The 24,849-nt window shown below is 33.6% G+C and carries 19 protein-coding genes; 15 read left to right on the top strand and 4 right to left on the bottom strand.

Features of this window, described 5'->3' with window-relative positions; all coding sequences use genetic code 11:
• Window positions 1–18 precede the first annotated feature (18 nt).
• Both EMN46_RS20330 and EMN46_RS00090 read right to left on the bottom strand, forming a co-directional pair.
• A complete protein-coding gene (locus tag EMN46_RS20330; protein WP_154198651.1) occupies window positions 19–315 on the bottom strand; it encodes a DUF2752 domain-containing protein in 297 nt (98 codons plus the stop codon).
• Between the two features lie 165 nt (window positions 316–480).
• A complete protein-coding gene (locus EMN46_RS00090; RefSeq protein WP_154198650.1) occupies window positions 481–1,509 on the bottom strand; it encodes a galactose oxidase in 1,029 nt (342 codons plus the stop codon).
• Window positions 1,510–1,799: 290 nt separating this feature from the next.
• Here EMN46_RS00090 and EMN46_RS00085 point away from each other — a divergent pair, with 290 nt between their 5' ends.
• The 3 genes from EMN46_RS00085 to hydG all read left to right on the top strand — a co-directional run bounded on the left by EMN46_RS00085 (window position 1,800) and on the right by hydG (window position 6,252).
• Window positions 1,800–3,236: a DUF4270 family protein gene (locus EMN46_RS00085; protein WP_195715146.1), complete on the top strand. Its 1,437-nt coding sequence runs from the start codon at window positions 1,800–1,802 to the stop codon at window positions 3,234–3,236.
• Window positions 3,237–3,264: 28 nt separating this feature from the next.
• Window positions 3,265–4,557 carry an OmpP1/FadL family transporter gene (locus EMN46_RS00080; protein WP_154198648.1) on the top strand — a complete coding sequence of 431 codons (1,293 nt, stop codon included), beginning with the start codon at window positions 3,265–3,267 and terminating at the stop codon, window positions 4,555–4,557.
• A 255-nt stretch (window positions 4,558–4,812) separates the two neighbouring features.
• Window positions 4,813–6,252, top strand: coding sequence for a [FeFe] hydrogenase H-cluster radical SAM maturase HydG (hydG, locus tag EMN46_RS00075; protein WP_154198647.1), 1,440 nt, complete (start codon window positions 4,813–4,815; stop codon window positions 6,250–6,252).
• Between the two features lie 74 nt (window positions 6,253–6,326).
• Here hydG and EMN46_RS00070 read toward each other — a convergent pair whose 3' ends face one another.
• Window positions 6,327–10,127: a two-component regulator propeller domain-containing protein gene (locus tag EMN46_RS00070; RefSeq protein WP_154198646.1), complete on the bottom strand. Its 3,801-nt coding sequence runs from the start codon at window positions 10,125–10,127 to the stop codon at window positions 6,327–6,329.
• Between the two features lie 324 nt (window positions 10,128–10,451).
• Between EMN46_RS00070 and EMN46_RS00065 the strand changes: the two genes are divergently transcribed.
• On the top strand, window positions 10,452–12,110 hold the full coding sequence (locus EMN46_RS00065) for a M28 family metallopeptidase (protein ID WP_154198645.1): 1,659 nt from the start codon (window positions 10,452–10,454) through the stop codon (window positions 12,108–12,110).
• Window positions 12,111–12,304: 194 nt separating this feature from the next.
• On the opposite strand, the gene hydE is transcribed toward EMN46_RS00065, so the two are convergent.
• Window positions 12,305–13,387: a [FeFe] hydrogenase H-cluster radical SAM maturase HydE gene (gene hydE, locus EMN46_RS00060; RefSeq protein WP_154198644.1), complete on the bottom strand. Its 1,083-nt coding sequence runs from the start codon at window positions 13,385–13,387 to the stop codon at window positions 12,305–12,307.
• 515 nt (window positions 13,388–13,902) lie between these two features.
• On the opposite strand from hydE, the gene EMN46_RS00055 reads away from it, so the two are divergent.
• The 11 genes from EMN46_RS00055 to EMN46_RS00005 all read left to right on the top strand — a co-directional run bounded on the left by EMN46_RS00055 (window position 13,903) and on the right by EMN46_RS00005 (window position 24,580).
• Window positions 13,903–15,966: an acetate--CoA ligase family protein gene (locus EMN46_RS00055; protein WP_154198643.1), complete on the top strand. Its 2,064-nt coding sequence runs from the start codon at window positions 13,903–13,905 to the stop codon at window positions 15,964–15,966.
• Between the two features lie 83 nt (window positions 15,967–16,049).
• Entirely contained in the window at window positions 16,050–16,199 is a 150-nt protein-coding gene (locus tag EMN46_RS00050; protein ID WP_154198642.1) for a hypothetical protein, read from the top strand.
• A gap of 150 nt (window positions 16,200–16,349) precedes the next feature.
• Window positions 16,350–17,042, top strand: coding sequence for a hypothetical protein (locus tag EMN46_RS00045; RefSeq protein ID WP_154198641.1), 693 nt, complete (start codon window positions 16,350–16,352; stop codon window positions 17,040–17,042).
• A 134-nt stretch (window positions 17,043–17,176) separates the two neighbouring features.
• The gene (locus EMN46_RS00040; protein ID WP_154198640.1) at window positions 17,177–17,692 is read left to right on the top strand and encodes a flavodoxin; all 516 of its coding nucleotides are present in this window, start codon (window positions 17,177–17,179) and stop codon (window positions 17,690–17,692) included.
• A gap of 201 nt (window positions 17,693–17,893) precedes the next feature.
• The gene (locus EMN46_RS00035) at window positions 17,894–19,210 is read left to right on the top strand and encodes a pyridoxal phosphate-dependent aminotransferase (protein ID WP_154198639.1); all 1,317 of its coding nucleotides are present in this window, start codon (window positions 17,894–17,896) and stop codon (window positions 19,208–19,210) included.
• A 228-nt stretch (window positions 19,211–19,438) separates the two neighbouring features.
• Complete coding sequence (locus tag EMN46_RS00030; protein ID WP_154198638.1) at window positions 19,439–19,666, top strand: ferredoxin family protein; 228 nt, start codon at window positions 19,439–19,441, stop codon at window positions 19,664–19,666.
• A 44-nt stretch (window positions 19,667–19,710) separates the two neighbouring features.
• Window positions 19,711–20,796, top strand: coding sequence for a 3-methyl-2-oxobutanoate dehydrogenase subunit VorB (locus EMN46_RS00025; RefSeq protein WP_154198637.1), 1,086 nt, complete (start codon window positions 19,711–19,713; stop codon window positions 20,794–20,796).
• 3 nt (window positions 20,797–20,799) lie between these two features.
• Window positions 20,800–21,570 (top strand): thiamine pyrophosphate-dependent enzyme, encoded by a 771-nt coding sequence (locus tag EMN46_RS00020; protein WP_154198636.1) that lies wholly within the window; start codon window positions 20,800–20,802, stop codon window positions 21,568–21,570.
• 92 nt (window positions 21,571–21,662) lie between these two features.
• Entirely contained in the window at window positions 21,663–22,214 is a 552-nt protein-coding gene (locus EMN46_RS00015; RefSeq protein WP_154198635.1) for a 2-oxoacid:acceptor oxidoreductase family protein, read from the top strand.
• A gap of 489 nt (window positions 22,215–22,703) precedes the next feature.
• Window positions 22,704–23,219, top strand: coding sequence for a virulence RhuM family protein (locus EMN46_RS00010; protein WP_154198634.1), 516 nt, complete (start codon window positions 22,704–22,706; stop codon window positions 23,217–23,219).
• A gap of 245 nt (window positions 23,220–23,464) precedes the next feature.
• Window positions 23,465–24,580, top strand: a complete 1,116-nt coding sequence (locus tag EMN46_RS00005; protein WP_154198633.1) for an SIR2 family protein — start codon at window positions 23,465–23,467, stop codon at window positions 24,578–24,580.
• Window positions 24,581–24,849 lie beyond the last annotated feature (269 nt).

Below are 24,849 nucleotides of genomic sequence, written 5' to 3'. Positions count from 1 at the left end.
ACTGATTAATGTACTATCCTAAAATAATTTGATTATAAAATTGATTAGGATGAAGAGGATTGATAAGCTTGCTAGAATTTGATTGGACTTATAGGTCCATTTTGCTTTAAATTTAAAATGAAGCCCTACACTTATAGCGAGTAGACACAGAGGTAAAATTGCAGGATAAGTTTGAATACTTTCCTGAAAATTCCCCTTTAATAAAGAAATAAAGGCAGATTGGAATCCACAGCCAGGACATTTTATATGATATTGCTGATAGAATTGACAGCTTAATCTATGTGTTTCGAGCCAATTTAGAAGTTTTTGCCACATTTCGTGAATATTCTGTTAACATATCTTTACAAGTAGATGTTAAATATATATAAAAGGGAAATGGCTTATTTAATATTTAATGGAGAAATACACCCCGTATTGTATAATTATAAAAAAAAGCGCTGCAAGTAACTGCAACGCTTTTCAATATTATAGAATGATTAATTAATCATTATCATCATCATCTTCTTTTACACCTGGTTGGAATTCCCACATGTCACTTAATCCTAATGTTCCATTAGAACCTGTTACAATGAAACCTTTGCCACCAATACTAAATCCAATAGCATCAACTCGAGAGTACACTTCATTTTCTAGATCATTTCTTTCTTTCCAATCATCTTTGCTAGGCTTGTATTCCCATACTTCTCTAGCATCTGTACCACTACCTGTTGTTATGTAGCCTAAACCATTAATTACGAAGGCTACAGCATTTGTTCTTTGAACATTTTCTGCATGTTCATCTTTGTCAATATCTTTCTTTTGAGTCCAATCTTCAGTCACGGCATCAAACTCCCAAACGTTGTCAAGGTTGTTTGTTCCAGAAATCATGTATGCTTTAGTTCCGATTACAAATACCGTTGCTTCAGATGTTTTACTACCACCATATGTTTTATTTTCAGACCATACGCCATTTTCGAATTTATAGAAATCTTTCAAATAATTACGGTCATCACCATCTAGAAATCCATAACCTGTTCCAACATAAGCAACATCGTTAATACCATCACCATCTTTGTCAAATGAAAAAGCTACAGCACCTTGTCTAGCTGTTCCAGGGAACATTTTATCACCTTCCATTTTAGTCCAGGTTTTAGCTATAGGATCAAATTCCCAAAAATCACTTAATCTATCATTATCTTCATTAACTCCTAATCCGATATATCCTTTACCATTAACTGAAAAAGCGACAGCATTACGTCTTAGTTCAGCCTCAGTTCCAGGAAAAGTAGTCGCTTTACCCCAGTTCATATCAGAGTTGGTGTATTTGTAGAAACTTGCGTAATAATCTCCTTCTGAATATCCTAAACCTACATATACTTCTTCTCCAATAGTAAAGCTTACAGCTCCACCACGACCGGCTCCACTGTAATCTGCTCTTTTTGCCCAGTTACCATCTTTGTCATTATCACTACCACAGCTTGTGATAAGAAGAGATAATGCAAAAAAAGCCAATAATAATCCTTGTCTCATGTGTTATGATTTTATAATAATTAATTCGATTATTCCTTATAAAGTTTATAAGAATCTGATTTCGATTTTTCTTATGACGACAAATATAAATAAAAAACAATAAGATTGTTTTTTCTCTGCATAAAAATAAAGAAGCTTTTGTAAAATTTAACAATTAAAAATCTCCGTTAGAAAATCTCGATATTTTATTTACATTTGTGCGTTATACGGTATTTCTAATAAATCATTACATGGTATCTCTATCATGTTTACTCTTTATATATATGATTAGTAGTAAGTTTATGTTTAGAATGAAGAAAGTAAAGTACATCGTGTTTAGTTCTATTCTTGCTTTGTTAACAGCTTGTAATTCAAGTGATTTTGAAGAGCACGAAATTGGAAGTAATCTTATCGATCAGTCTATTGATGTCGTTATGCTTGATACGTTTACCGTTGAAAGTTCGACGGTTAAGTTGGATTCTGTAACGACCTCTGGGTTTAGTACTTTTTTACTAGGAAAGTATAATGATCCCTATTTTGGAAATGTGAAATCTGACTTTTTTGGACAAGTTAACTTAGCTAGTTCTCTTAGTTCAAGAATGGTTAATGGTGAAAAGGTGTTTGTAGAATTTGACTCTTTGGTATTTATCATGTATCACGAAGCTAACAAACTGCGTTTTGTTGGAGATACATTAGCGGAACAAACACTATCTGTACATAGAGTCACGGAAGAATTTAAATTACCCGATAATAAATACAGCTATAAGGCGCATGATGAATTAGCGTATGATGATGAAGTGCTTGGAACTAAAACGTTTATTCCTGAATTAACTCTTAATAGTGTTATTAATCCTACAGATGATGAAGATCCTTATTCTGATAGAGGTGGAATAAGAATTAGGCTAGATGATGCTTTAGGTCTTGATATTATTGAGAAGGTTAACAGTACCGTTGATAGTTTGAATGAGATTCTGGAAGATAATGTGAAATGGTTAAATTACTTTGAGGGGATTGTTTTAAAGGCTGGTGATAATAATTCAGCTATTTTCTCTTTTCAAACAGCATCTGGTATGAAAATGAGATTGTATTATCATGATACAAATTCATCTGAATCTGGTATGCCACGTTATTATGACCTTCCTGTATCGGCTAATAATTTAAATTTCACAAATCACAGTTCTGATTTTATATCGGATGAATACTCATATATTCAGAAAATAAATGATATTGTAGATCTTGAAGATGATTTAAGTTCTGAAGAAACTGATGATTTATGCTTTCTTCAAGGAGGAACGGGTTTAATGGCAAAAATTAGAATTCCTTATATTGGACTTTTAAATAGGATGGGACTTACTGGTGGAATTTTAAAGGCAGAACTCGTTTTTAGTCCAGAGGAAGATAGTTATGACGATGATTTATATCCATTGCCTTATTCTAATTTTGAGCTTTATTATACCAATGAGTTTAATGGATTTGTAAGTAGTGTTTTAAATCCTAATACCAACAGTCAATTATCTTCATCTTTTATTTATGATTATAGATATCCTGATGAGTCTTATTATACATTTGATGTAACAAGCTATGTGAATAATATTCTTATAAATGGTCAGGAATATGAAAATGCGTTGTTAATAACACTACCTCTTAGTACGATAGGTAACAGTGTTGAACGTTTGGTAATTGATAATGATAGAAAGTCCGATACTAGGATAAAATTAGAGGTTACTTACGCGGTTCAAAATAATTAATACTTGAATAATTTAATTACCAATATATATGTGTAACATTAGAATGATTGTTAAACCTTTTTATTCAGCAAAAAAAACTATTGCACTAATAGCCATAGGTTTGGTGTTTTTAACAGGTTCTGCTATTGCTCAAAATAGTACAAGTTCTCCTTATTCATATTATGGACTTGGTGAGCTAAGCTCAAATAATACTGGAAATAGTATTTCAATGGGAGGTACGAGTCTTGCTTATAGAGGAGGTCGTGTATTGAATTTTCAAAACCCTGCAGCTTTAGCTTCTGTTGATAGTTTAAAATTTATATTTAATGTTGGCATGGGTGTGAAGTTTACCAATCTTAATCAGAGAGATAAGAGTGATAGCTTCAGTGATTTTAATTTAACAAGACTTGCTTTCGGATTTAAAGTTTCACCTCGATATTCTACTGCTGTTTCTATTTCTCCATATTCTAATTTAGGTTATGAAATTACAGAAAGAGAGAAGGTTATTGGTTCAGATAGATACTTGGATCGTACATTGACAGGAACCGGAGGATTGAATCAATTAACTTGGTCAAATGGGGTTAAAGTGACTAAGGCTCTTTCTTTAGGTTTGAATATTTCTTATTTGTTTGGAAATAATACAAGAGATGAAATTATTAGCCTTGAATCAGGTTCATCTTATACTTACTATAATAATTCAAAACTTATCTCGAGAGGTATATACTTAAATTTAGGAGCTCAATATCAAATGGATTTAGGTAAATATGACCTGACTTTAGGTGCTAAATACCAACCTAAATTAAGTGTAAGTGCTAAGCAAATTATTGAAGTAACAAATTATAGTAGTAACGGTGTTGGTAATTCTCCATATGATAATACGAACAGAGGTACTTTTGATGTTCCTGAGAATTATGGTATTGGTTTTGGTTTGAGTCAGGGAAAACATCTTTGGTTAGGTGCTGATTATTTTCATGAGAAGTGGAGTGATACGAAAGTTTTTGATAAGGGAAATGATCTAAGGGATCGAGATAAATTTAGTCTTGGTTTGGAATATAAGGCTGATGATGGGTATGCTAGAAAATTCTTTAAGAAGATGACATATCGTATGGGCGGATTCTATGATACAGGATATATTACAATTGACGATGAAAAAATTAGTACTATGGGACTTAGTTTAGGTCTTGGTATTCCAATGGCTAAGGATGCTGGAATGATTAATATCGCTATTGAATATGGATCTGCAGGTACAAAAAGTAATAGTTTAGTACGTGAAGATTTTACTCGAATTACAGTTGATATAAATCTTTTTGAAACATGGTTTTTTAAGAGAAAATATGACTAGTCAATTATACTTAAAATATTTACACCCGAAAGCTTTTGTTTTTGGGTGTTTTTTTGTCTACTATTTTAAGTCCCTTACTCAAATTTAAAGTCAAGTAAGATTAATAATGATTAATTTAGTAGAGGATTAAAACAATGTGTTTGTTTTCTTTCGGATACTAAGACAATATAAACTAATTCAGGTTGATCTTATTTAATATATCAGACACCAAATTTTGGTGTGTTTAAGTAAGTATGCTGATTAAAAGAATATAAAATGAAAATGTTTTATAAACCCCAAGAGTATAGAATTAAAGATGAAAGGATGAAACCTTTTATTGATGAATCAGAAATTTGGGGAATTTTGGATGCAGCAGAACCTACAAAAGAAAATGTAAGAGCTGTTATTCAAAAATCATTAGCTAAAAATCGTTTAAGCATGCAGGAGACTGCTTTGCTTTTGAAAACGGAAGATCCTGAATTAATTGAAGAAATAAAGAAGGGAGCTCGTACTCTTAAAGAGAATGTTTATGGTGACCGAATTGTAATTTTTGCGCCCTTATATGTTGGTAACAAATGTGTAAATAATTGTACCTATTGTGGCTTTCGTGCTTCCAATAAAAAGCAGAAACGGACGACATTAAATGAAACTCAGTTAAAAGCTGAAGTTAAGTCTTTAGAGGATAGCGGTCAGAAGCGATTAATTTTGGTGTATGGTGAGCATCCATCGTATGATGCTGATTTCATTGCTGATTCTGTTCGTTCTGTGTATGCTGTTAAATCTGGACCAGGAGAGATTCGTCGTGTCAATATTAATGCAGCACCTCTCGATGTTGAAGGTTTTAAAATAGTTAAAGCTTCGGCTATAGGAACGTATCAAATTTTTCAAGAGACTTATCATAGAGAGGCTTACGCTAAATACCATATAAGTGGTCAGAAGAGTAATTTTGACTGGCGTTTAACGGGTTTAGATCGTGCTCAGGAGGCTTTAATAGATGATGTAGGTATTGGAGCCTTATTTGGCTTGTACGATTGGAAATACGAGGTTTTAGGACTCCTTCGTCATGTGAATCATTTTGAGGCTTGCTATAATGTTGGTCCGCATACTATTTCGTTCCCAAGAGTAAAAGCAGCGTCTGATTCAAATGTAGATCCTAAATTTGAAGTTAGTGACGAAGATTTTATTCGTTTAGTTGCTATTCTTCGTTTAGCCGTTCCTTACACAGGTTTGATACTTACTGCACGTGAAACTAAAGAGCTTCGTGAAGAGGTAATTAAGTTGGGCGTATCTCAAATTGATGCAGGTACTAATATTCAATTGGGAGGTTATTCTGATGATAATCGTGAGGAGCAAGAGTTAGATCATGAGCAGTTCGAAATTGGAGACACAAGAAGTCTTGGCGAGGTGATTGATGAATTGTTAGATAAGCAGTATTTACCATCGTTTTGTACAGCTTGTTATCGTAAAGGAAGAACAGGAGAACACTTTATGGAATTCTCTGTGCCTGGCTTTATAAAGCGTTTCTGTACTCAGAATGCCATCTTAACTTTGGCAGAATACTTAGAAGATTATGGAACGCCAGAGCAGAAAGAAAAAGGCTATAAGTTGATTGATGTTAAAATTGAAGAATTGACTCAGAAAGATAGCTTGAAAGTTGGTCCACTATTAGAGCGTTTAGAAAAAGTTAAACAAGGAGAGAGAGATTTATATTTCTAGAATTCTGATTAAAAAAGAATACTAAAAAGCCCGATTTAAATCGGGCTTTTTTTTATATGTGTTAAGTTTGACTGCTAAATGATCGCTTTATCCATTTCTATAAAGAAGTTACTTCCTTGGCCGAGTTTACTTTCGCACCAAACTTTACCTTTCATAGCTTCAACGTACTTTTTAACAATAGAAAGACCAAGTCCGGTTGAGCGCTCTCCAGCAGTTGGCTTAGCACTTAGAATCTGGAATTTACCAAACATTCTTTGCTGGTCTTCATCAGATATTCCAGGACCTTCATCCCTAATCATAGTTTTTACTTTATCTCCATCTTCCCAAACCTTTACCCAAATTTCCTTATTCGAAGGTGAGAATTTGATAGCATTCGAGATTAGGTTTTCATAGACCTGAGTCATGTATTCGGGATCAATATCTACATAAGAGTCTGCTGGATCGAAATTTAATGTGATTTGTTTATTTTCGAGTGTTTCTTTAAAGTTGTTGTTTACAGCACTTAGTAGTTTCGATAGATTAACTTTTTCTAATTTTAGGTTCGTAATTTTAGATTCTATCATTTTAACATCAAGAATTTTAGTAATCATCTTGTTCATCCGATTAAGGGCGTTGAGCATATAGTCTATATTCTCAATATCCTCAGGATGATTACTATCTTTTATTTGAGATTTTAGGTATTCTGCAATAGTGAGCGTCGAAGTTAAAGGATTCTTTAGGTCGTGAGCAATAATGCCTATCAGATGATTTTTTTCATTATTTAATTCGGTTAATTCAGAATTCTTGTTGAGAATCTCTTCTTTTTGAAGGTTGATATTATTATTTGCTTTTTGAAGCCACTTAGCTTGTAATTCAATTTTCTGAAAGACCTGTGCATTTTCTATTGCAATACTAGTGTACACAGCTATATTTTGTAATAAGCTAAGATGATAATCCTTAAAGGCATTTTTTAGAAAGCTTTGAACTGTAATAACACCAATAATATGACCTCTTACTTTTAGAGGTATATAAATAATTGATTTAGCTGGGTGAGAATTTTTTATAGCAATAACCTTCTTGATGTATTTTGAGGCTTCTTTGTCAATATCATTTATGACGATTTCTGCTGCGTTATTATAGCAATAAACGGCAAGTCTGTTGGGATCATTTAGGTTTAATCTAATGTCATCAATGTCATTCTTTCCCGCTTTAAATCGAGGGAAATAAAGATCTTTTTTGTTCTTGTCATATACTCCAATTCCAAATATCGGAGCATCCATTAGCTCTTTTACCGATTGATATGCTGAATCAATAATACGTTCAAATGAAAGATTTGCTGTTATTATTTTTCCAATATCATTTAAGTGAATTAGGTTCATATATGATTTCTGAAGGAATTGCGATTGTTGAAGAATTTCTTCTTTTTGTTCTTCAAGGGCGTCATTCTTCTTCTCAATTTCAGCTTTTTGAGACCTGATTTCCTTCGTTTTATCGAATACCATTATTTCAAGTACTTTTTGCTTATTACGAATATTAATCAATCTTATTTTAATGGTTAAAAATACGATAACAGCAAAGAAGATAACGAGTAAAGATAAAAACCACCAAGTTAGCCACCATGGCGGAAGTATGGTAAATGTGTACTCGTAAGGGGTAGGTGTCCACACGCCATCACTGTTGGATGCTTTTATTTTAAATGTGTATGTTCCATGTGGAATTCTAGAATATACTGCTTCTGATTTGGTGGTAACTGGTGACCAATCTTTATCAAGTCCTTGAAGAATCCATTTGTATTGAACTTTCTCGGGTGATTTATAACTCAAGGCCTCAAAGTTAAACGTGAGATGATTTAAGTCATGAGTAAGATTTAAATCATGTGGAATAGAGAACCAAGGGCTAACACTGCTCGATTTATTTATAAATCTTTTACTTCTCCAATTAACTTTTTTGAAGAACAGATAAATATCTGTTAGCTGAATGATAGGAGGTGTTAGGTTAATTTTATCGTTAGTAGGATTAAATACCATTGCACCATTTATAGTTCCAAACCAGAGATTTTGATTTGAATCAATGTAATTACTAGCACTATTGTTTTCAATCCCCGTAAAACCATCGTGTTTATTGTAGTTTCTAATTTTATCAATTTTTCCCGATAAATCGAATGAAATACGATCAACACCATTTTGTGTACCTACCCAAATATTACCTTCCTGATCTGTAAGTATTGAATAAGTGATTTTCGAACTTAAGCCATCTTTAGTATCGATGTTAATCCATCTTTGATCGTCCCAATAAGAAACACCGCCACTAAAAGTAGCTACCCAAATACGTCCTAGTTTATCTTCACAAGTTTGTGAAATCCAGTTGTGGCTAATACCATCTTTTTTATTATAGGTTATAATATTATCGCCATCGAGAACTGATACGCCTTTCATGTGTGATAGCCAAAGCCTATTTTTGGAATCTATAAATAGGTTAGTGATCGTTTCAGTAGTCAGATTATGAGTTTTGTTATTAATAATTCGTCTTTCACCATTATTTGCGATATAAACAAGTCCTTTGCCTACTATTGCAAACCAAATTCCATCTTTATTAGAACACATGTCAGTAATTATGACTTTTGAGGGGAATCCGTAACTTTTTGAAACATTCTTAATTTTTCCCTTACTGAATTCCAGTAAGCCTGCTTCTGTGGCTATGAGCATATTTCCATTTTTTAACTCATGAAAATCGCTCACTCTTTTTAAGGCAGGTTGGGTTCTTGAATCGAATATTTCAACCTTTCCATTTTTGAATCGAACGATTCCTTTGCCAGAGATACTAAACCAATAATAGCCTTTTGAATCTTGTGTTGTGGCTAATACAATATTACCTCCAATTGTATTTGAGAAATTTAAAGAAAGAAATTTGTTTGAGCCATATTTAATAAGACCATTCCCATTGGTTGTGAGCCAGATATTACCTTCTGCATCTTCTAGAACACTGTTAATATATGGAGATATTAAGCCTCTTTTTTCATCAATAATTGTTGTTTTATCTTTAGAAATTATTGCTAATCCAACATCTCGAATACAAATCCAAAGTTGTTTCTTGGAGTCTAAGCTAATGTTTGTGATGTTATTAGGCTTGATAGAATCGGGAAGATCAATTTGTGTTATTATCTTGTTTTCAGTTTTAAATAGCTTAAATCCATATCCTGGTATAAAGTTTCGATACCAACATTCTTGTTCTGAATCAAAAAAGGATGGGATAATAATTTGACCATTAAAATTTGGATTATTGTTTAATTTAGATAGTGATAATTTGCCTTTATTAATCTCATATAAAGCATTTTTGGTAGATACTAGAATTTTGCCTGAAGGATCGCTTAGTATTGATATGATTCTATTGTTGGTTGTAAGCTCAGGATATAATTTACTTGTATTGTATAGATATCCATTTTCAATGTATACAAGCGTATTTTGCTTACCATTTACGCCTAATGCCCATAGTTTACCATCATTACCTTCTTGTATTTCTCTATATTGTGCTATAGGTAAACTGTCATTTTTACCGTAATTAATAAATTTTATGCCATTAAAATAGCTAATTCCAATACTAGTTCCGATCCATATATTTCCTTCTTTATCTTGAAATAATGATCGAATATTGTTGTCAGCTAAGCCATCAATATTATTGTAAGAAATGAACTTTTTGCCATTAAAACGAGAGAGCCCTCCTCCGTTTGTACCTAACCATAAATTGCCTTTTGTATCTTGTATCAATGCTGAAACCTCAGATTGAGGAAGACCTTCTTCTAAAGAATAATTTGTGAAACTATAATGTTGGGCAAAGCTTGCAACAGTAAAAAGTAATAAAGTTAGACTTAGTGTTATTTTAATGAATGGGTTGTTCATATAAGTAGTACTTATCTTATGACTGAAATATTAGTATGTAAGATGTGTTTATTGGTTAGTTTTATGATAAAATTTCTTTAATCTATAAAGAGAAATCGACTTTAATTACTCGTTCTTTTTTATTGAAAAACATGACTTTAAAAAACACTAAAAGGTACAATTTTTTTTAGGATATAAAAATGATAAATTTGTTCTGTACAAAGCGAATTAATTTATAATATAGATGTTTAAAATTGAACTTAAATATCAAATTTATGTTTGCTCCTGAAATACTAACCCTATGATCTGGGAATAAGCTCCTAGTTAAATTTAAAACCTTAAATAATGATAACTAAATTGTTTTCAAGTGCTTTACTAGTTGGTGTATCTTGTCTCTTTTTTGCCTGCCAACCTCAACCTAAGGCTTCGTTAGAAAAAGCGGAAGCTTTAATGTCGCAGGAAAAGATGAAAGAACATATTCAAGTTTTAGCCTCAGATGAGTTTCAAGGAAGAAAACCATTTTCTGAAGGAGAAGATAAAACGATAGAATATATATCAAATGTATATGCTGATTTGGGCTTAAAACCAGCTGTAAATGGAAGCTATTTGCAAGAATTTCCTTTGGTTGAAGTTACTGTTGGTGTTGATAAACCTATGACTATTGATACGGATGGGGAAGAAATGGCAATTCGTTATAAAGACGATTTTGTCGTCTTTTCTCGTCGATTAGAAGATAAGATTGAAGTAAAGGATTCCGAAATGGTATTTGCCGGATATGGAATAGTAGCTCCAGAATATGGATGGAATGATTACGAAAATATTGATGTGAAGGGGAAAACGGTTCTTGTACTAGTGAATGATCCAGGACTTGATTCAGGGAACGATGAATTGTTTAAGGGAAATGAAATGACCTATTATGGCCGTTGGAGTTATAAATATGAAGAAGCTGCAAGACAAGGAGCAGCTGCTTTATTAATTATTCACGATAATAAGGGTGCAGGTTATCCATGGTCAGTTGTGTTAAATTCTGCTTTGGTACCTAAATTGTATCAGCAATCTAAAAATAAGTATGCCGATAGATCTGCTATTGAAGGCTGGTTAACTCACGATATAGCCGATCGTATTTTTGCAAAAAGTAATCTCGATTTAGATAAGGAGATTACTGCCGCAAAGGTGAAAGGGTATAAAGGAGTTCCTTTAAGCTCAAAAATGAATATGACTATTCATAATTCGTTTCGAGTAGATAAAACCAATAATGTTATCGGAATGATTAAGGGAAGTGATTTGTCAGACGAGTGTATCATTTATTCTGCTCATTGGGACCATTTGGGTATTGGACGAAAAATGAATGGTGATAGTATATACAATGGAGCGGTTGATAATGGGACTTCATTGGCATGGATGTTTGAAATTGCTCGTGCTTTTAAGGCTATGCCAACTCCTCGACGTTCTATTGTATTTTTAGCACCATCGGCCGAAGAGTCAGGCTTAAATGGTTCAGCTTACTATGTGAGTCATCCTATATTTCCACTCAATAAAACTGCTGCGAATATTAATAACGATTTAATGTTGCCTTATGGTAGAATGAAAGACCTTATGGTTACTGGTTTTGGTCAATCGGAGCTTGACGATTATGCAGCTGAAGCAGTTAAGAAACAAGGTCGTTATATACTGCCAGATCCAAACCCTCATACAGGCATGTATTTTAGAGCAGATCATTTTAGCTTTGCGAAAGCTGGAGTTCCCGCACTTTTTGCTAGAGGAAATTGCGATCATATCGAAAAGGGAAAAGAATATATGTCTAAGATGGAGAAGAATTGGTTAGCAAACAATTATCACAAACCTGCTGATGAATATCAAGATTGGTGGGATTTGTCGGGCGTTGAAGAAGATGCTAAGCTCATGTTCCGAATTGGGTGGAAGCTTGCCAACGAAGATACTTTCCCAAAATGGAAAGAGGGCTCCGAATTTAAAGCTATTCGTGATAAACAAATGGCTAATTAGAATGAATTAGTAAGAAATGGAAAAGCGATCTCAGATGTTTTCTGAGATCGCTTCGTTATTGTGTATAAGTCATTGTTTCCTTTATTGTTGTGTCTTAGTTTTCTGTTCGAATCGTAAATTCTTCGCTGTTTTAAACAAGATATCTTATTTACTTTAGGCGCTTATAAATGCTCTAAGTACTTTATATATTTTTATTAATGTCTCGATTTGTAATGTAAAGAATCGCCCCATTGATCATATCCAATTTCTCCATCAGCCATATTAATTCTAGCTTCCATGCAGTTTGTACAGTCATCAGCACCTTCATCAATACAAGGTTTGTTTTGATACAATAGATAGTTTGCTCTTTCTTGAGTTGGGGTGATATTAGGCATGATAATATTAGCTCCAATTTTTAAAGCTTTTTCCCTGCCAAGAGGATCGATAGCTTGAAGAGCTGTAGCCGAAGCTATATTAATATCTTTCATGATAATACGTAAAATAGCAATCATTCTAAGCGAAAGTCTAAATCTATCTTTCAAACTCATTAAGCTATCTTTATATTCGTAAAGAGGAGTTTGATTATGTTCTATATAAGGCCCCATTCCAACCATGTCAATGTCAAATTCCTTCATGAAAAGGATATCGTTTGCCAAGTCTTCATAGGTTTGAAAAGGGAGCCCAATCATAATGCCAGTTCCTGTTTGGTAGCCTATATCTTGTAAATCTTTCAGACATTTTAGGCGAGTCGCGTGAGAGTGGTTTTCGTTGTTGGGATGAATTTTTTTGTATAATTCGGGATTGCTCGACTCTATACGAAGTAGGTAGCGGTGAGCACCAGCAACGAACCATTTTTGATAGGTTTCTTTAGTTTGCTCTCCCATCGAGATTGTTATACCAAGTTCATTATCGCTAAGTTTCTTAATTTCCTGAAGCAAATTGGTAATTCGATCGATAAAGGCAGTATCAGTACGTTCGCCGCTTTGTAGTACCAAAGAGCCATATTTGTGTTCATGTGCGAACTTGGCAGCTTTTAGAATTTGATCATCAGCAATATCGTAGCGGTTTACCATTTTATTTGACGCACGAATACCACAGTACAAACAATCCTTTTTGCAAATATTCGAGAATTCAATTAAGCCTCTAAAATAGACTTTATTGCCTACATGCTTAAGTTTAACTTCGCGAGACTTCTCAAATAAAGCTTTTTCTTGTTCACCGCTAGCTTTTAGCAGTTGAACAATTTCATCTTTTGTAAAGCTGTCTTTTTGCAATAGTGTATCGAAATTAATATTCATGTTTGTCGACTTAGGCTATTAAACTGGGTATTGTTATAATCTACGTTTTTCAAATGTTAGTGGTCCACAAAATAGTGATTAATTCTTAAGTATATGTCTCATGTAATTAGTATCTGGAGTTTCATACTCTAAACTCTTTATTTGTTTTGTTTAAATACGCTTAAGGGAAAAATTTATAATGAAAGTGGTAAGCAATATCTTTCTGATTTATGCTGTGAAATTTATCAATTTGAAAATTATACGCAAACGATTGTTTTAGACCGATTATAAATAGTTGATTTTTATCCAACAAACAGGCTTGTGCTTATAGATTAGTACTAATTCGGCTTTTTAGAGTACTGATTATTACTATATTTGTGAAAAATAAGAAGAATCAATATTTTAGTCTTGTTTAAAAATAGTTGTTTTCTTGTTCACCCAATTTAGTTATTAAGGGGTCTACTAAGAGAAGCTATTCCTTTATAACGCTTGATTCTTGAAAATTCTAGAAACAAAAAAATATTAAAATACATACAATGATAAACGAGCAATTATTAAATCCTAAAAGTATTGTTGTTGTTGGAGGTTCTGACGATGTACAAAAGCCAGGTGGTAAAGTTTTGAAGAATCTTATCGATGGTAATTTTAAAGGAAATCTATATGTTTCTAATCCAAAGTTAGACGAAGTTCAAGGCGTTAGATCATATAAAAACCCTCAAGATTTACCTGATGTAGATTGCGCTATTCTAGCAATTGCTGCTAAATATTGCTTACCAACTATTAAGCTGTTGGCAAAAGAGAAAAACACACGTGCTTTCATTATTATTTCAGCAGGATTTAGCGAGGAAAATGAAGAAGGTGCTGAGTTGGAAAGACAAATTGTTGAGACTATAAACTCGGTAGGTGGTGCTTTAATTGGACCCAATTGTGTTGGTGTATTAAATCCTAACTACAATGGGGTTTTCACAACTCCAATTCCTGCTTTAGATCCTAAAGGTTGTGATTTTATTACGGGTTCAGGAGCAACTGCTGTTTTTATTTTGGAAGCAGCTGTACCTAAAGGACTATCTTTTTCAAATGTATATTCAGTTGGAAACTCTGCACAAATGGGTGTTGAGGAGATTCTTAAATATATGGATGAGAGTTACGATCCTGAAACTTCAAGCTCAGTAAAATTATTATATATCGAGAACATCGATAAACCCAAGATGCTATTGAAGCATGCTTCTTCGTTAATACGTAAGGGATGTAAAATTGCTGCTATTAAGGCAGGTAGTTCTGAGGCAGGTTCTCGTGCAGCATCTTCTCATACTGGTGCTTTAGCTAGTCCTGATGTTGCGGTTGATGCTTTGTTTAAAAAAGCAGGTATTGTTCGCTGTTCGGGTAGAGATGAGTTAGTTACTGTAGCTTCTATCTTTATGCATCCTGAGTTGACAGGTAAAAATATTGCTATTATTACACATGCAGGTGGACCAGCAGTTATGTTGACCGATTCACTTTCAAATAATGGCTTAGATGTTCCACATATCGAAGGTCCTAAGGCCGATGCGCTTCTAGAGAAACTTTACGGTGGTTCTTCAGTTGCAAATCCAATCGATTTTTTGGCAACAGGTACAGCGCAGCAGTTGGGAGATATTATTGATGCTTGTGATAATGATTTCGATAATATAGATGCAATGGCTGTTGTATTTGGTAGTCCTGGATTATGTCCTGTATATGATGTTTACGATTTGTTGGACGAAAAAATGAAGCAGTGTAAAAAGCCGATTTATCCAATTCTTCCATCAGTAGTTAACGTTAAAGACGAGATTGAGCACTTCCTAGCTAAGGGAAGAATCAATTTTCCTGATGAGGTAATATTCGGTGATGCACTTTCAAAGGTTTATAACACGCCTAAGCCAGAAGCAGAAAATGTTGCTATGCCTGAAGTTGATAAAAAAGCAATTCGTGCTATTATCGATGAGGCTGAGAATGGTTATTTAGCTCCTGAAAAAATTCACGCTTTATTGGATGCTGCAGGTGTCGAACGTTCGAAAGAAGGCGTAATTGATACCGTTGAAGCTGCCAAAGAAATGGCTAAAGAAATAGGTTATCCAATGGTAATGAAAGTTGTTGGTCCTGTTCATAAATCAGATGTTGGTGGGGTTGTATTAAATGTGATGAATGAAGAAACGGTTGTTGCTGAATTCGAACGTTTAATTAAGATAAAAGATACGTATGCTGTAATGATGTGTTCTCAGATTAGCGGAACTGAAGTGTTTATTGGTGCTAAGCGCGAAGATAAATTTGGTCACATGGTTCTTTGTGGATTAGGTGGCATTTTTATCGAAGTATTTAAGGATGTGAAAGCAGCCTTAGCTCCAATTTCAAACAACGAAGCTCATCGTATGATTCGAGGATTACAATCATATGGCATTATTAAAGGTATTAGAGGACAAGAGCCGGTGAACGAAGATAAGTTTGCTGATGCTATTTCTCGTGTTGCTGCATTAATGACTGTTGCTCCAGAGATTTTCGAAATGGACTTGAATCCACTTCTAGGCTCTAAAGACGCCGTTGTAGCTGTTGATGCTCGTATTAGAATTGAAAAAGATATGTAATGTATTGAATTTGTTATTTTGTAATATTGGGGTTTGTTTATGACCTAATTCACTCAATTACTAACTCACAAACTCACAATATTATGCGCAAATTCAAAGATCTAAGCCTTAACGAAAAACTGATGATCAGTTTTATAGTTGTTCTTTTAATAGCTACTGCTTTAAATTGGAGCAATATCTATAAAGGCATACAAAAAGGCTTCGATATTCATACAGAACAGCCAGTAAAATAAGCTGGTTAGTACCCGAGACTTTGGTCTCGGGTATTTATTTTACAGTTCATAATCAAGGCAATTTTGCATTGGTTTGATTAAAACAACACGTTTTTAAGCTGTAAATTATCTGCGATTAAAATCTCATTACTTGATTCTAAATTAATATAAATGAAAAAACAAGATTTTATATTTATCCTTTGTGTTGTGGCGTGCTTTATGCCATTTTTCTTGTCGGATGATATATTTAATTTCTATGTGGGGTATAATAAAGCTCACGGTATGATTACCAGTTTTATCAAGTTTGCATGTTTAGCAACCTTGGGCGAGGTTATTGGTTTAAGACTAAAAACAGGCGTATACAATCAAAAGGGTTTTGGTATTTTACCAAGAGCAATTGTATGGGGTGGGATAGGTTTAACTCTGAAGTTAGCTATGGTCATATTTTACACCGGAACTCCAATGTTTCTTAATTATTTAGGACTCGAAGGAGCTTCTGAAATTCTGAAGGGGGCTTTTAGTGCAGAGAAGCTATTGGTTGCTTTTTCTATATCAGCATGCATGAATTTAATTTATGCTCCAGTTATGATGACTTTTCATAAAATTACGGATATTCATATTCTAGATAATGGCGGAACAATAGGTGGATTGTTGAAACCTATTCAATTCGCAACTATTTTTAAAAGAATAGATTGGGATGTTCAGTGGAATTTTGTGTACAAAAAAACAATCCCATTTTTCTGGATACCAGCGCATACTTTCACTTTTTTATTACCTCCAGATTATCAAGTTCTTTGTGCCGCTGCATTAGGCGTAATTTTGGGTTTATTGCTTGCCATTGCAAGTTTGAAAACTGCTAAATAATGATTACTTTGTAAAGGCTTGGAAATTAGATTTTTTAAATCCTTAATTTTTACAGAAAGCCTTAACTATTTATTTTATTAGTAGAATTTAATTTTGTGCTTCATTTGAAGTTTCAACTCTTTTATACTGACAGTATGACAAATATTGGATTATTTTATGGCCCTACAAAAGGGAATGTAGAAAAAGTAGCAAAGCTTATTGCTAGCAAAATTGGAAATGTAGATCTAGTAAAAGTTAAAGACGCCGATTCAAATGCTTTTGATAAGTATGATCATATTATTTTGGGTATTTCAACACTTGGAAAACATACTTGGTCTTCGGATAACGCAGGAAATGATTGGGATCAATTTCTTCCAAATTTAACTGGTGTAGATTTAAAAGGGAAAAAAGTAGCCATTTTTGGTCTAGGAGATCATCTTGCTTATGCTGATTTTTTTGTAGATGCTATGGGTGAGTTATATGACGTTGTTAAAAAAACCGGTGCTACCGTAATTGGAAGTGTAAGTGATGAAGGTTATCAGTTTAATGAATCTCGTGCCATTGTAGAAGGTAAATTCGTTGGTTTGCCAATTGACGAAGATTTTGAAGATGATTTAACAGAAGAAAGAGTAGATAATTGGTTAAAGATTATCCAACCAGAAATGAAATAAAACAAGCCATATTCTTGTTGATGAAAGCTCACTTTTATAAAAAGTGAGCTTTTTGTGTATTGAAACTATCAGTTTGGTAATTTTATAACGATTACTTAGGTTTAATTATAATTATATATGCTTTATTTGTTTTAAATTGAAAGGAAAATTAGTAAAATTGCAGTAAATTAGATTTTATCAACAAGACTTAATTGTTCAAGTATGAAAACGCCCATAAATTCCCAAATAGTAGACAGTAAATTAGCTATATGTGAAATAGATAGAATGGAAGATGCAACTATTCGCGACGTGGTGCGTGTGGTTAATATGATTGAAGAAGAGAGCGGAGATAAATTCATTCGTATGGAAATGGGTGTGCCTGGTTTAGCAGCTTCTAAATATGGTATTGAAGCAGAGAAAGCAGCTCTTGATCGTGGTGTTGCAGCAGCCTACCCAATGCTCGAAGGCGTGAAGGTTTTGAAGGAAGAAGGTTCTAAGTTTATTAAGAACTTTATGAATATAGATTTGGATGCAGAAGGTGTTATTCCAACCGTTGGTTCTATGCAAGGTGCTTATGCAGCTTTTATGGCTGTTTGTTCGGCTACCAAAGGAAAAGATACCATCCTTTTTGTTGATCCAGGTTTCCCCGTACAGAAAACTCAGATGGATGTTTTGGGGATGAAATACGAAACATTCGACATTTACGATTATCGAGGAGATAAACTTCACGATAAGCTTGAGAAAATCATGTCGAAAGGAAATATTGCGGGTATCGTTTATTCAAATCCCAATAACCCAGCTTGGATATGTATGAATGATCTTGAGTTAAAAACGATTGGCGAAATGGCAAATAAGTACGATGCAATTGTATTGGAAGACCTTGCTTATTTTGCTATGGATTTTAGAACAGATTTAAGTCAGCCAGGCGTTGGACCATACCAACCTACAGTTGCAAGATATACCGATAATTATGCATTAATGATTTCTAGTTCTAAGGCATTCTCGTATGCCGGACAAAGAATAGGTTTGTTATGTATTTCAGATAAGCTATATAAAAGAAGATACAGTGGTTTGAAGAAGCGTTTCGGAACGGATGGGTTTGGTTTTACCGTTGTGTTTAGAATTATCTATACACTTTCTTCAGGTGTTTCTCATTCAGCACAATATGGATTGCATGGTATGCTAAAAGCTGCCAACGAAGGCAAATTTAATTTTGTTGAAAATGTAAGAGAGTATGGCGAACGGGCTAAAATTATGAAGAAGATGTTTATTGATAATGGTTTCGATTTGGTATACGATACCGATGTTGATCTTCCATTAGCTGACGGATTTTATTTTACAATTTCGTATCCAGGTCTTACGGGACCCGAATTGAATAAAAAATTATTATATTATGGTATTTCGGCTATTTGTTTGAACGAAACAGGTAGTTTGAGAGAAGGGCTTAGAGCATGTGTTTCACAAATTTCAAGAAGCCAATTCGGTGATTTAGAGTATCGTTTAAAAGCGTTTCATAAGCATCAACAAGGATTAGTTTAATCGGATTATCTCAGAATACGTATTTCGATGCGGGAAAGAGTCGTTACGATTTATAGATATTTTATGCCATTTAAGTAACATATTTGTTATTTAAATGGCATAATTTATTTAGACTGATTGTAAACTTGATGTATTTAGGGTTAATTGTAAGGAGAATTGTGAAATTAGCTTTTGAATTGTTACCTTTATGTGGTAATTAAAAATTTATCTTTTAAATATATAAATGCTATGGCAAAATTCAAAGGTGCTATTGTAGTTGATACCGAAAAATGTAAAGGTTGTGGCTTATGTGTAGTCGCTTGCCCTACAAACGCTATCGAATTGGCACGCGATGTTAATGGTAAAGGTTACCATTATGCTTGTCTAGCCAATCCTGATGCATGTATTGGTTGCTCAAGTTGTGGCTTAGTTTGTCCTGATACGGTTATTACTGTTTACAGAATGAAAGCAAGCTAAATTTCAATTTAATCAAATCTGAAAATCTTAAAAATATTTTTATAATGGGAGATATTCGATTAATGAAGGGAAATGAAGTGATCGCAGAAGCAGCTATTCGTTGTGGATGTGATGGGTATTTTGGTTACCCAATTACACCTCAGTCCGAAGTTATGGAAACCCTTATGGTTCGTCGACCTGAGCAATCAACTGGAATGGTTGTTGTTCAAGCGGAAAGCGAAGTTGCTGCAATTAATATGGTGTACGGTGGTGCGTCATGCGGTAAAAAAGTAATGACTTCTTCATCAAGTCCTGGAGTAAGTTTAAAACAAGAAGGTATTACCTATTTAGCTGGTGCTGAATTGCCAGCCTTAGTTGTTAATGTTGTACGAGGAGGACCAGGTTTAGGTACTATTCAACCTGCTCAATCTGACTATTTTCAAGCTGTAAAAGGTGGCGGACATGGTGATTACAAACTAATCGTTTTAGCTCCTGCTTCAGTTCAGGAAATGAATGATTTTGTAGCTCTAAGTTTTGATCTTGCATTTAAGTATTTAAATCCAGCAATGATTCTTTCTGATGGTGTTATTGGCCAAATGATGGAAAAAGTTGAATTATCAGAATTCAAACCACGTTGGACTGCTGAAGAAATTGAGAAAATTTCTGGATCATGGGCAACCACTGGAAAGAAAAAAGGCGCTAAGCGTAGAATTTCTACATCTCTAGAATTAGATTCAGCTAAACAAGAAATCTTTAATCACAAATTGCAAGCGAAATATCGCGCAATGGAAGAAAACGAAGTTCGTTTTGAAAAGATTGAATGTGACGATGCAGATTATTTATTTGTAGCTTATGGATCAAGTGCTCGTATTTGTCAAAAAGCTATCGAAATTGCACGTGCAAAAGGCATTAAAGTTGGTTTGTTACGTCCAATAACTCTTTTCCCTTACCCAACCAAAGCTATTCAAGCAATGCTTGGTCAAGTAAAAGGAATATTATCAGTAGAAATGAGTGCTGGTCAAATGGTCGAAGATGTTCGTTTGGCAGTTAACGGTAAAGTGCCAGTTGAGCATTTTGGACGTTATGGTGGAATCATTCCTACCCCTGATGAAGTAGTTGAAGCATTAGAACAAATTTTTTTAGGAGAGTAAGCTATGACAGAGACAGAACTTAAAAACATAATTAGCGAAGAGAACTTGGTCTATAGTAAGACTTCTGTTCTTTTGGATAACGAAATGCACTACTGCCCAGGCTGTACTCACGGTGTAATTCACAAAGTACTTGCTGAAGTTATTGATGATATGGGAATTCAGGAAGAAACAATTGGTGTTTCTCCAGTAGGATGTTCGGTATTAGCATACAATTATTTAGATATCGATTGGCAACAAGCTGCTCACGGTCGTGCTCCTGCATTGGCTACAGCAACTATTCGTTTGATGCCTGAGAAATATGTATTTACTTATCAAGGTGATGGTGATTTAGCATCTATAGGTATTGCTGAAATTATGCACGCTTGTAATCGTGGCGAAAATATCGTTGTTATCTTTGTGAACAATGCTATTTACGGTATGACTGGTGGACAAATGGCTCCAACAACTCTTGAAGGACAAGTTACTGCAACATCTCCTTACGGACGTGATTGTGAAGTGACTGGTTTCCCAATGAAGATTTCTGAAATTGTGTCTTTATTACCAGGAACTCGATATGTAACTCGTCAGTCAGCAGAAACTCCAGCTGCAGTACGTAAATTGAAGAAAGCAATTCGTAAAGGTTTTGAAAATACCAGAGAGAATAAAGGAATTTCATTCATCGAGGTTGTTGCTACTTGTAGTTCAGGATGGAAACAAACTCCTGTACAAGCTAACGAGTGGATGAAAGAACATATGTTCCCTTATTACCCACTTGGTACATTAAAAGACGAGTAAATTTCATTAGGGTTAGATGTAGATTTTCTTTATGCTAGATTATTTAGAAAAATCAATTGAGCTATCCCTTAATCGATTAAAACTGTAAAAAAATGACTGAAGAAATTATAATTGCAGGATTTGGTGGTCAAGGTGTACTTTCTATGGGTAAAATTCTTGCTTACTCAGGTATTATGCAAAATCAGGAAGTGTCGTGGATGCCATCATACGGACCTGAAATGCGTGGAGGTACAGCTAACGTAACTGTAATTCTTAGCGACGATCGTATTAGTTCACCCGTATTAAAGAAATTTGATACTGCTATCATTCTTAACCAACAATCAATGGATAAGTTTGAGGAAGATATTAAACCAGGTGGAACTTTATTATATGATCCAAACGGTATTACACATCATCCAAAAAGAAAAGATATCAACATTTTTAGAATTCCTGGTGCAGCATTAGCTACTGAAATGGGTAATCCTAAGACTTTTAACATGATTATTATGGGTGGTTTCCTTAAAGTGAAGCCTATCGTAAAACTTGAGAATGTTAAAAAAGGTCTTGAAAAATCATTACCAGAACGTCACCATAAATTGATTCCTTTAAATATTGAAGCAATTCAAAAAGGAATTGAGAATGTTGAAACCGTTATATCTTTATAAAAAAGCATTAAACAATAAACAACAATAAACACTATTCTATCAGAGTTAAAGGGCAATCCGTAGGGGTTGCCCTTTTCTTTTTGTTCTACACCGAGCTTTCGCGGACTCTAAAACAGCTTTTAAAAGCGAGAGACTTCATTTGTTTCTTCTCCTTTCCCGGATACTTATCGGGATAAGAGGAGGAGTGGCTGAGGAACGAAGACGAGGTGGTTCTTTTTCTGCATCACAAAAGCTTTCCCTTAAATTTGCTTAGCCAAGAATATTAATTTAAACGAGCTTGTAGATGATAATTCCATAGAGAGATTAGAATACTCATTGTTTCAAGGGTGTTGTTTAATTATGCTCAATTATTTTTTTTCATTAACTTCAATACGCGAAAAGATAAAATGTTTTACATTTTACTAGATGTTAAAGAAAGAGTTATGTGGATAATATCATTTCTATTCTCATTAATTACGCGGAATTTGGGTTTAAAATAAATTGGAAATAATGAATGATTCTAATATCGAAATTTATCAATTAGAAGACGGTAAGACAGATATTAATGTTCAACTTGATAAAGAAACTGTTTGGTTAAATTTAAATCAAATGGTTGGTCTATTTGAACGCGACAAATCTGTCATTTCAAGACATATAACCAATATTTTTAAAGAAGATGAATTAGACAAGAATTCAGTTGTTGCAAAAAATGCAACAACTGCCGCCGATGGAAAATCTTATCAGGTAGATTATTTTAATCTTGATGTTATTATTTCAGTAGGATACCGAATAAAATCTAAGCGTGGAACTCAATTTAGAATTTGGGCTAATAAAATATTGAAAGATTATTTGGTTAAAGGTTACTCTTTGAATGAGAGAAGATTAGAACATAATTCCGAACAGTTAAAAGAACTACAAGAATCGGTGAAAATACTTGGTAAAGTATTAAAATATAAAGCTTTGACAAATGACGAAAGTGATTGTGAATCTAATAAACAAGAAAAATTAACGCATTATAATGAATAGAACTTTGGGTGATCGGCAAGACTCTGCGATGAGTATATGTTGAATAATATCCTATTTTACTTTGGTACTCATAGCTTGATGAGTTTTCCCAGCTATGTTTTATTTGTCACTTTCTTCATTAGAAAAGTTAATGTAAAAAAATCACAATTCTCTTTTTTTGTTAACTTCGAGAAACGAAAGGATAGAACATTTTTTCCTTAGGCAACATTTAAGACAAAGGATAAATTTTAAGCAGATTTAAACAGATGGCGAATTTTGCAGATTTTGATACACATATCGAAGAGTTAGAGAAAACAGATATCGATTATGAAGAGTTGTTCAATAAAGTGAATTCTTCAGTAATAACCGATAAGTTACCCAAATCGTCTACTATTAGTAGAAAACAGGCTTTAAATAATATAAACAAGGCATATCAGAATGATAAATTGGTTCTTGTTTTGGGTGCTGGTATTTCACTTGAATTTGGTGTGCCAACTTGGAATGAATTGCTTCAAAATTTGATGGTGTATAGTATCGAAAAGGAACATAAGGTTTCAAGTGTTTTATCAAAATTCTATAACGAAATCTTTAGACCTAACCCATTAATTGCAGGAAGGTATCTACAGGACTATTTTGCTAAAGATAATTCCTCCTTCGAATCTATGGTTAGAGATGTTTTGTATTCAAATGTAGATAAGAGTGTTAACTCTAGGCTATTAGACGAAATAGTTAGACTTTGTGTTAAGCCTGATATTCATCACAATTTGGATTCTATAATTTCGTATAATTTCGACGATATTTTGGAATGCAAGTTGGAAAAAGCAGAGGTTAATATTCCGTTTAAACCCATTTTTGGATTGGGAATGGAGACCAAGAATGGTGAATTACCTATTTACCATGTTCATGGTTATCTCCCAGAGAAAAGGAAACTAGATTTGGCAAATAAAATCATTTTTGGCGAAAATAATTATCATCAACAATACTCTGATATCTATAGTTGGAATAATATTGTTCAAATAAATAAATTTAGAGAAAACACCTGTTTATTAATAGGTAGTTCATTGACAGATCCTAATATTAGAAGACTGTTGGATATTGCCTTAAAGCAAAAGGGGAATAGACGAAAGCATCATTATATCTTTAAAGAGAGAATTAAAATTAGCACGCTAAAGGAAAAATTAAATTTAGCCTTAACTTATGAAAATCTAAGTAATAAAAATCATTATGGATTAAATTTTGATGAAACAATTGAACTCTTGAAGGGAATATATGAAAGGTTCGAAGAGAACGATTCAGCATCGTTTGGCGTACAAACCATTTGGATTGACGATTGGAAAGAAGTGCCTAAAATTCTGAAGAAAATGAGAGAAAATGTGGCTTAAACTAAGCTGAGTTTTATGGCGTGATAAACTCATGAAATTTAGTAAGGTTCTTAGCCATTATTTAGAAACCGCTGTTTAAAATTCTTATTGAAAGGGAAATATGAAATCAAAAGATATTTTTAACTTAGATTCAAGTCACAAATGCAACTGATGGAATTTTAGATGAAAAAAGGAGATATATTTTTTCAAGACAATGAGGAGAATTAGTCTCACCCATTGTCTATGTGGAATAAAAGTCTTTTTTTTACCACAAAAATCGCCAAACTCAA

Source organism: Ancylomarina sp. 16SWW S1-10-2 (assembly GCF_009669305.1).
GTDB lineage: Bacteria > Bacteroidota > Bacteroidia > Bacteroidales > Marinifilaceae > Ancylomarina.
This window is presented reverse-complemented; position numbering and strand designations above follow the sequence as displayed.